Origin of the sequence: Arthrobacter sp. 4R501 (assembly GCF_002929755.1) — a bacterium.
Taxonomy (GTDB): Bacteria; Actinomycetota; Actinomycetes; order Actinomycetales; family Micrococcaceae; genus Arthrobacter.
The window spans coordinates 182,775-190,295 of the sequence record NZ_PJIW01000010.1; the positions used below are offsets into that span (position 1 = coordinate 182,775).

General features: G+C 57.5%; 5 protein-coding genes. 4 read left to right on the top strand and 1 reads right to left on the bottom strand.

Annotation, left to right across the window (positions count from 1 at the left end; translation table 11 throughout):
• Positions 1-36 precede the first annotated feature (36 nt).
• The 4 genes from CXR02_RS12150 to CXR02_RS12165 are packed head-to-tail and all read left to right on the top strand — an operon-like array spanning position 37 to position 5,898.
• On the top strand, positions 37-2,010 hold the full coding sequence (locus CXR02_RS12150) for a glycosyltransferase (protein ID WP_258060928.1): 1,974 nt from the start codon (positions 37-39) through the stop codon (positions 2,008-2,010).
• A complete protein-coding gene (locus tag CXR02_RS12155) occupies positions 2,007-2,858 on the top strand; it encodes an ABC transporter permease (RefSeq protein WP_104062215.1) in 852 nt (283 codons plus the stop codon). Before CXR02_RS12150 ends, CXR02_RS12155 begins: the two co-directional genes overlap by 4 nt.
• A 2-nt stretch (positions 2,859-2,860) precedes the next feature.
• On the top strand, positions 2,861-3,613 hold the full coding sequence (locus CXR02_RS12160; RefSeq protein WP_104062216.1) for an ABC transporter ATP-binding protein: 753 nt from the start codon (positions 2,861-2,863) through the stop codon (positions 3,611-3,613).
• Positions 3,614-3,654: 41 nt separating this feature from the next.
• On the top strand, positions 3,655-5,898 hold the full coding sequence (locus CXR02_RS12165) for a hypothetical protein (protein ID WP_104062217.1): 2,244 nt from the start codon (positions 3,655-3,657) through the stop codon (positions 5,896-5,898).
• A 58-nt stretch (positions 5,899-5,956) separates the two neighbouring features.
• On the opposite strand, the gene CXR02_RS12170 is transcribed toward CXR02_RS12165, so the two are convergent.
• On the bottom strand, positions 5,957-7,279 hold the full coding sequence (locus CXR02_RS12170) for an ISL3 family transposase (protein ID WP_104062218.1): 1,323 nt from the start codon (positions 7,277-7,279) through the stop codon (positions 5,957-5,959).
• Positions 7,280-7,521 lie beyond the last annotated feature (242 nt).

A 7,521-nucleotide genomic window follows, 5' to 3' on the forward strand; every position in this document is an offset into this window, starting at 1 on the left:
CGAACTGAGGAGCGTAATCCGAGCAATACCGAAACAATGCCCGGAGTGTCGGAGACAGACAACCTGCGTGTTGTTCACCGCGTAGTATTCCCAGCGGATAAAGACCTCGACGTCCTTCCCCTCTACATGGATTCCGGCGACATCCCCAATGCACCTTTGGGAGACGACAGCGCCGCTACGACTGTCACGGTTCTCTCCACCGCGACGGCGTTGCACCCCGATGATCTGCTTAATCGACGGTCTGTGCGCGTCCGTCCGGGCCAGCGGCTTTCGCTAGGTTCCTACTTCAACGCTTTCCCGGCTGCGTATTGGCGAAAGTGGACGACCGTTTCCAAGGTCACTCTGCGGGTGCAGACTTCTGGTTCGGGCTCTCTTGTGGTGTACCGCTCCAATGCCCGGGGGGTAACACAGCGAGTTGAGTCCTTCCGCGTTGCCGGCGAGGCGACGAACGTCCACGAACTGTCGCTCGGTCAGTTCGGTGATGGCGGCTGGTATTGGTTCGACCTGATTGCTGACGCCGAGGGAATGACGCTTGTCAGTGCTGACTGGTCGGTTCCCGATGATAGGGGACAGCCGGGCCGCCTCAATATCGGCGTCACCACTTTCAACCGGTCGGACTACTGCAACAACACCATTTCGGCGATCGCCGCGGATCCAGAGCTCCGGGAGATTCTCAACGAGATGATCGTTGTGGACCAGGGTAACGAGAAAGTGCGGGATGTTGCTGGCCATGCCCAGATTGCCGCGGACATGGGGGAACAGTTACGAATTATCGACCAACCGAATCTGGGCGGATCGGGCGGCTTCTCCAGGAATATGCTAGAGACCGTCAAAGGCGGCAAAGCTGATTACGTATTGCTTCTCGACGACGACGTTATGGTGGAGACGGAAGGCATTCTCCGCTCTGCTACTTTTGCTGACTTCTGCCGTGTCCCGACTATTGTCGGCGGCCACATGTTCGACATGTTTGATCGTTCGGTGTTACACGCCTACGCCGAGTCTGTCAATATGTGGAAGTTCCTGTGGGGCCCCAGTGGCGACCTCTACCACCGACACAACTTGGCTAGCCAAAATCTGCGGGCAACGTCTTGGATGCATCGTCGGTGGGACGTCGATTTTAACGGTTGGTGGATGTGCCTGATTCCGACTTCTGTCATCCAGGAAATTGGACTATCACTTCCTGTGTTCATCAAGTGGGATGACGCAGAGTATGGACTCCGAGCCAAAGCGGCGGGCTACCCGACTGTCTCCATGCCGGGCACTGCAGTGTGGCACGTCTCCTGGATTGACAAGGATGATTCTGTGGACTGGCAGGCCTACTTCCATGGCCGTAACCGGATCGTGGCCGGCCTTATCCATTCTCCCTACCGTAAGGGAGGCGACTTGCTGAGGCAGAGTCTAGCGACCGACGTTAGGCACATTTTTTCCATGCAGTACTACGCAGCATCCGCCCGGGTCATGGCCTTGCGAGATGTCCTAAGCGGTCCGGAACACATGCACCGAACCCTCGGCAGCCGCGCATCGGAGCTTCGAGCGATGAAGGGGAAATTCCCTGACTCGTCAATGCAAATGGACCCCGCCGCATTCCCTCCACCTCACCGGCGCAAGCCTCTTCGCAAGGGCCAGGAACCGTCGGCGCCGAAACTCTACGCGCTTGGTCCTTGGTTGGCGAAGACTCTATTAAAGCAAACTGCTATCCCCGCGTCGGAATTGTCTGCACAGAATCCCGAGGTAGCGATCGCTCATCAGGACAGCAAATGGTGGCGACTATCACAACTCGATAGTGCGGTCGTATCCAACGCTGACGGAACGGGCGCTTCATGGTATCAGCGCGATGCCAAGAAGACCCGCGCGTTGTTGAGGGAAAGCATCTTACTGCACATGCAACTGCGCAAGAACTGGGAACTATTGCAGAAGCAGTACCGCGACCAACTCGGTCAGGTGACCTCTGTTGCAGCATGGGAGGCCACGATCGAGGAAGCGGCAGCAGAGAGTAGTACGGGGAAATGAGCTCTGGGCTCACTGTTGCCGGCGCTGGCGCCGGTTTGGCTGATGTGTACCGGCGGCGGTATCTTCTCAAGCTTCTAGTTGCTAAGGAGCTAACCGTCAGGTACCGGGGTTCCGTCCTAGGCATCCTATGGTCATATGTAAAACCGGGCATCCAGTTCGGTGTATTTTACTTCGCTTTGGGCGTCTTTCTTGGGCAGAGCAAGGGTACTGAGAACTATGCTGTCTATTTGTTCTCGGGAATCATTTTGATCAATTTTTTCGCAGAAGCTCTGTCAAACGCGTCGCGCTCGATGGTAGCTAACGGGGGTTTGATTAAGAAGATCTATCTACCCCGGGAGCTTTTCCCTGTCGCATCGGTATGGGTTGCTGCAGTTCATTTCTTTCCCCAGCTACTCGTTTTGCTCATCGCCTGCTTCTTCACTGGCTGGCAACCGAATCTCCTGCAGCTCTTTGTGGCTGTTCTTGCCTTCGTGCTCGTTGCGCTGCTAGCTATCGGTCTGGGGTTGCTTTTCGGCGCGGCCAATGTCTACTTCCGGGATGCTGAGAACTTGGTCGATTTGCTCCTTATGGTCGCAACCTGGGCGTCACCAGTGCTCTATGTTTGGACTCAAGTCCGCTCGGCTCTCGGAGAAACATTCGCGTTTTTCTACCAAATGAATCCCCTGACCATAGCAGTGGAAGTCTTCCACTACGCCTTCTGGTTTCCCACGACGGATGGCAACGTGGAACTGCCACCCAACTTACTCACTATTTGGCTACCGGCGGGTCTGGCTGTGGCCTTACTGATCGTCATGGCTGGCCAGTTGACGTTCCGCCGCCTCGAAGGCCGATTCGCCCAGGAGCTTTAGCGATGCAGACACTATCAGACACAGACCCAATTGCCATCGAGATCGACAACATCAGCAAGCAGTTTGTCCTACGCCATTCACGATCGCTAAAAGAAACCGTGGTCTGGCTGATCAAAGGACGAAAAGGCGACTTGTCGGAGAAATTCCATGCGCTGAAGGATATAGACCTAACGATCCAGCAGGGCCAAACGGTTGCCCTCCTGGGTCTTAATGGTTCGGGAAAATCAACACTCCTTAAGCACATCTCCGGTGTCATGCTTCCAGATTCCGGCACCGTACGTACAAGTGGTCGAGTCGCGGGACTGATCGAGGTCGGAGCTGGGTTCCATCCAGATCTCACAGGGCGCGATAACGTTTTTCTGAATGCTGCGATTCTCGGGATGACCGAGAGTGAGACCAAAGCACAGTTCGACTCGATCATTGAGTTCTCCGAAATTGGACAGTTTATCGACACTGAGGTCAAATTCTATTCCTCGGGGATGTACTTGCGATTAGCTTTTTCAGTGGCCGTTCACACCGACCCCGAAGTATTTCTAATCGATGAAATTCTCGCGGTGGGAGATGAGCCATTTCAGCGGAAGTGCATTGATAAAATCCAAGAACTGGCCCAAAAGGGCAAAACACTAGTAGTGGTGAGCCACGACCTTGATCTTGTGGCTCGTATCTGCGATCGCGGCATAGTGCTTCAGCACGGGAGTGTTGTGTTCGACGGACCGATCCACCAAGCCGTGAGCCATCTTCGCGGCGAAGGATAGGTGCTTGTAAAGTGAATGCCGCAACAACTTCAATCATTGATATGTCCAGCAAAGATGTCATTGACGGAGATGCCCAACGGAATCGCCCCATTTGGCTGACGGAGGCTAGCTACGCTGTCAGCGCTGCCGTTGTCACTTTGCTTGCCGCGCTGATTCCGCTAGTAACCAATCCGCGATTCTATTTCTACGATGATACGCAGTCCGGTGCCTTCGGAATTTGGTTTGAGATCGGTGAGAAACTTCGCTCCGGGGAGTGGCCACTTTTTAGTGCTGTCGGGTGGGGAGCGGGAAACTACACTGCTGAGGGCCAGTGGGGGCTTTGGAACCCGCTGATTATGCTGATCGGGGTAGGCGCGAGTTTCACGAGTAGCCCGGTCTTATTTGTGAGTGTCCTCAAAATTTTGCTTCTCTGCCTGTTGTCGGTTGGCACGCTTCTTCTGGCCCGGGAATACGGGGCCAGTCGGAGGTGGGCGTCGATCGCTGCAGTAGCGGTACCACTGACGGGGTTTACTGTTTACATGGACGCTGCGTCCTGGGTAACGGGCTTGATGGTTTTTGCGATGCTCCCGCTGACGTGGTTCGGCTTGAAACGGATAGTTGCTGGCAAGAGTCCCCTGACTGGTCTCGTGTCGGGCTATATGTTAGTAACCATCGGATATGTTCATGGCACATTGATGCTCGTCCTTGTTGTGTTGGGCCTGTTCCTTGAAGTGTGGAAGAGCAGAAGTCTTAGCAGTTGCGTCAGGTTGCTGACCGCCGGCGCTGTCCTTGGGCTCGTAGCGCTTGCGGTCTATCTGCCGGGAGTGCTGACGGCTCCCGTGACGGCGCGCGCCTCTGGAATTTCGAATAGCGGTTTCCTGTCTCCGGATCTGACGGGTTTTGCGAGTTCTTGGATCGGGAGTGGTCTGCCTCAGGTCTCGGGATGGTGGGGATCCTATTCGCCCGTGCCGCTGCTTTATATCGCGTGGTTTCTTCCCGTGGTTTGTCTTGTTGACTTTCAGCGGGCGAAGTCGACCGTGGGTCACCTTCGGGGCGTGCTATTTTTTGGTATAGCATCGCTGGCGCTTGTTTTGGCGCCCAGCGATCTAGGGCCACTCCGCTTCCCGGTTCGATTGACCCCGTATGTCTCGTTAGCTCTGCTTCTTCTTCTGGCCGTATTTCTGAGTAAATGCCGCGTTCCCTCGCTTTCGCGGGGGAGAACTATTGCAGTGTTTTGTTTGGTGCTCGGTGGGACATACGTCGCTTGGGGCCAGATTCCCAACGTTCGGGTCCATTTGATTTTCGCGGTTCTTGCTGCCGCAGGACTAGGTGGTCTCCTCTTCCTTTTATACCGGGGTCCCAAAATTCGATTGCTGAGATGGAAGCAGTTGCCCTTGGTTTTGATGATTGGTATAACGCTGGCCACCGCAATAGGGCAACATCACTACTTCAAAGCAACGCCCCTGCCCGATTTCGGTCTTCCCGAGGACATCCAAGCCTTTGATCTTCCTTTGCAGAAGGCAGAAGGTGTTGCGTTTGTTTCGGGAAACCCTGCTGAGTTGGGTCCCGAAGTGTGGGACGAGACCTTGTTGGCGAACTCATGGTACCTGAACGAGACTAAGGTCCAGAATCTGTATACCCCCCTAATGTTTGCTCGGTACGCCGAGGACGTGTGCCTCGACCCCCACGGGTGGACGTGCCCGGCTGCCGCAGCAAAGTTGTTCACCCGAGACGAGGCCACCGGGCAATTACTGGCTGATCTTCTCTCCGTTGATTCGGTGCAACTTATCCGCGAGCCCGCAGACGAAGACATCAGCAAGCTTCAAACAGTTCCGGTGCCTTACGGCTGGCACGTGGCCGAGGCTACGGACAACACTTTGCTCTGGGTGAGAGATAGTCCTCACCTAGACACTGGGGATGTCGTCTGGCAGAGCAACGGGCTAAGAGTTTCGACTCTTTCGGTGGACAGCAGCAGACTTGTACTTAGGGTCGATGCCGTGGCGGATTCGGGCGGGAAGGCAGTCTTGAGTCGCCTGGACTGGCCGGGGTACAAGGTTGAAGGAGCAGGGCTGGCAGATCCCCTCCGTGGTTATCTACTCCAATTGGATGTGGAGGCAGGTTCGGTAGGGAGAGAAATTACGGTCGAATTCCAGCCACCAGGGTGGCCTGTAGTCATAGGTTGTATGATCTCGGCTTTGACACTGATGGCTGGATGGCTCTTCTACGACATATGGTATCGAATGCGGCAAACGTTCGGTGACGGACCGCTCGAAACAAAGAGACGGCGGCTAGCCAGAGATCGATAAGCTGAAACGAGCGCGTCGCCTGCTGTTGGTCATACGCTGGCAAAGGGGGCCTTCGCATTTAGGCATGGTTGGTTTGTTTGATCCGGTATGGTCGGTGGCCGCCGGCGGCGAGTAGGCATCTGAGCCGGTAGTTGGTGAAGTTGCGGAAGCCTCTGGCGATTCTGCGGGTGGTTTCGATGACGCCGTTGATCGCTTCGGTGGGGCCGTTCGAGGCGCCGTTCGTGTCGAAGTAGGCCAGGATCGCGGTCTTCCATTGTTTGAGGGTCCGGCCGAGGCGGGCGACTTCGGGGATCGGGCAGGTCGGGAATGACGCGATGACTTCGTTGACGAGTTCTCTGCCGCGCTCCGGCCGGGCGTGGTAGATGTTGCGGAGCTTCTGGTAGCACTGCCAGGCGAGGGTGACTTCGTGGTCGGGGTCCCCGGCAGTGAGCTTCGCGTCGAGCCGTGCGGATTGCTTGTCGGAGAGATGTTCGGCTCCGATCTGCAGGGTCCGGCGGATCCCGTAGAGCGGATCGCCCTTGCGGCCGCGGTGCCCGAGAGTGTCTTGCTGGACCCGGCGGCGGACCTCATCGACCATGGCCGATCCGAGCTTCACGACATGGAAAGCGTCCAGGACCGTGATGGCTTCGGGCAGTTCGTCGCGGATCGCGTTCGCATAGCCGCGGAAGGGATCCAGCGCGGCGGTCTTGATCCCGCCGGTGAACTCGGTGCCACGGTCTTTGAGCCAGTCGGCATAGGCCTTCCCGGACCGGCCCGGCACGAGGTCCAGCAACCGGGCGTGGACCACGCCGTGGGCGTCGCGGGTGTGGTCCACGATGCCGGTGACCATGCCGGACCCCGGCGGGCCGGTGTGGGACCAGACATGCTCATCGACGCCGAGCGCGTTCACGCCGGCCAACCGGTCGGTGGTCCGAATGCGGCGGGTGGCTTCTGCCTTGATGGCGTCCCATATGGTGTGCCAGGAGACCCCGAGCTGGTGAGCCAGGGCCGAGACCGAGGTGTCGAACCGCTGGAGCGCGTCGGTCGCCCAGGACACCGCTCGGGCAGTGAGTTTCGCCCGTGGTCCTGCCAGCGGGTGCTCTTCGGTGAACGTCCTTCTAGGGCAGCCCGGGTCCTGGCAGCGCCACACACGCTTGGCCCACAGCAGCCGCACCGGCTGGCCAAAACACGGGATGTCATGGAGCCGGACGTGGCGGCGTCCGTGGCCGACCGCTACGACGCCGCAATCAGGGCAACCTACGAGTTCCTCGCCGGTCTCAACGCCCAGAACCAAGCCGGTCCCGGTTGCCGTAACGGAGATGACGTGGATGCCCTCGACACTGAGCAGCGCATCCGCGCGTGCACACCAGCGGCCACCGGAACAAGACATAGAGTTATTCATGTCAGGGTCTCTTTTGGTATTGGTTTGCTTGGTCGCTACCAATTCAAAGAGGCCCTGACCTCTTACCGCTGCACCACGCCGCACCGAAAACGCTTAGCCCGGCGGCGTCGTCTCAAAGAACCCTATCCATGCTCGTCGACCTATGCGGACATCCGCATAGATCGACCTATGCCGAGCCCGCGGCTATGCCGAGGCTGCCGTCGGCCCGGGCTGGTGTGCGTGGTCCCTGCGGTTTGTGGCTC

Coding starts and splice junctions, on each gene's coding strand:
- CXR02_RS12160 (WP_104062216.1), top strand. CDS start 2,861: ATGCAGACACTATCAGACACAGACCCAATTGCCATCGAGATCGACAAC.
- CXR02_RS12165 (WP_104062217.1), top strand. CDS start 3,655: ATGTCCAGCAAAGATGTCATTGACGGAGATGCCCAACGGAATCGCCCC.
- CXR02_RS12170 (WP_104062218.1), bottom strand. CDS start 7,279: ATGAATAACTCTATGTCTTGTTCCGGTGGCCGCTGGTGTGCACGCGCG.
- CXR02_RS12150 (WP_258060928.1), top strand. CDS start 37: ATGCCCGGAGTGTCGGAGACAGACAACCTGCGTGTTGTTCACCGCGTA.
- CXR02_RS12155 (WP_104062215.1), top strand. CDS start 2,007: ATGAGCTCTGGGCTCACTGTTGCCGGCGCTGGCGCCGGTTTGGCTGAT.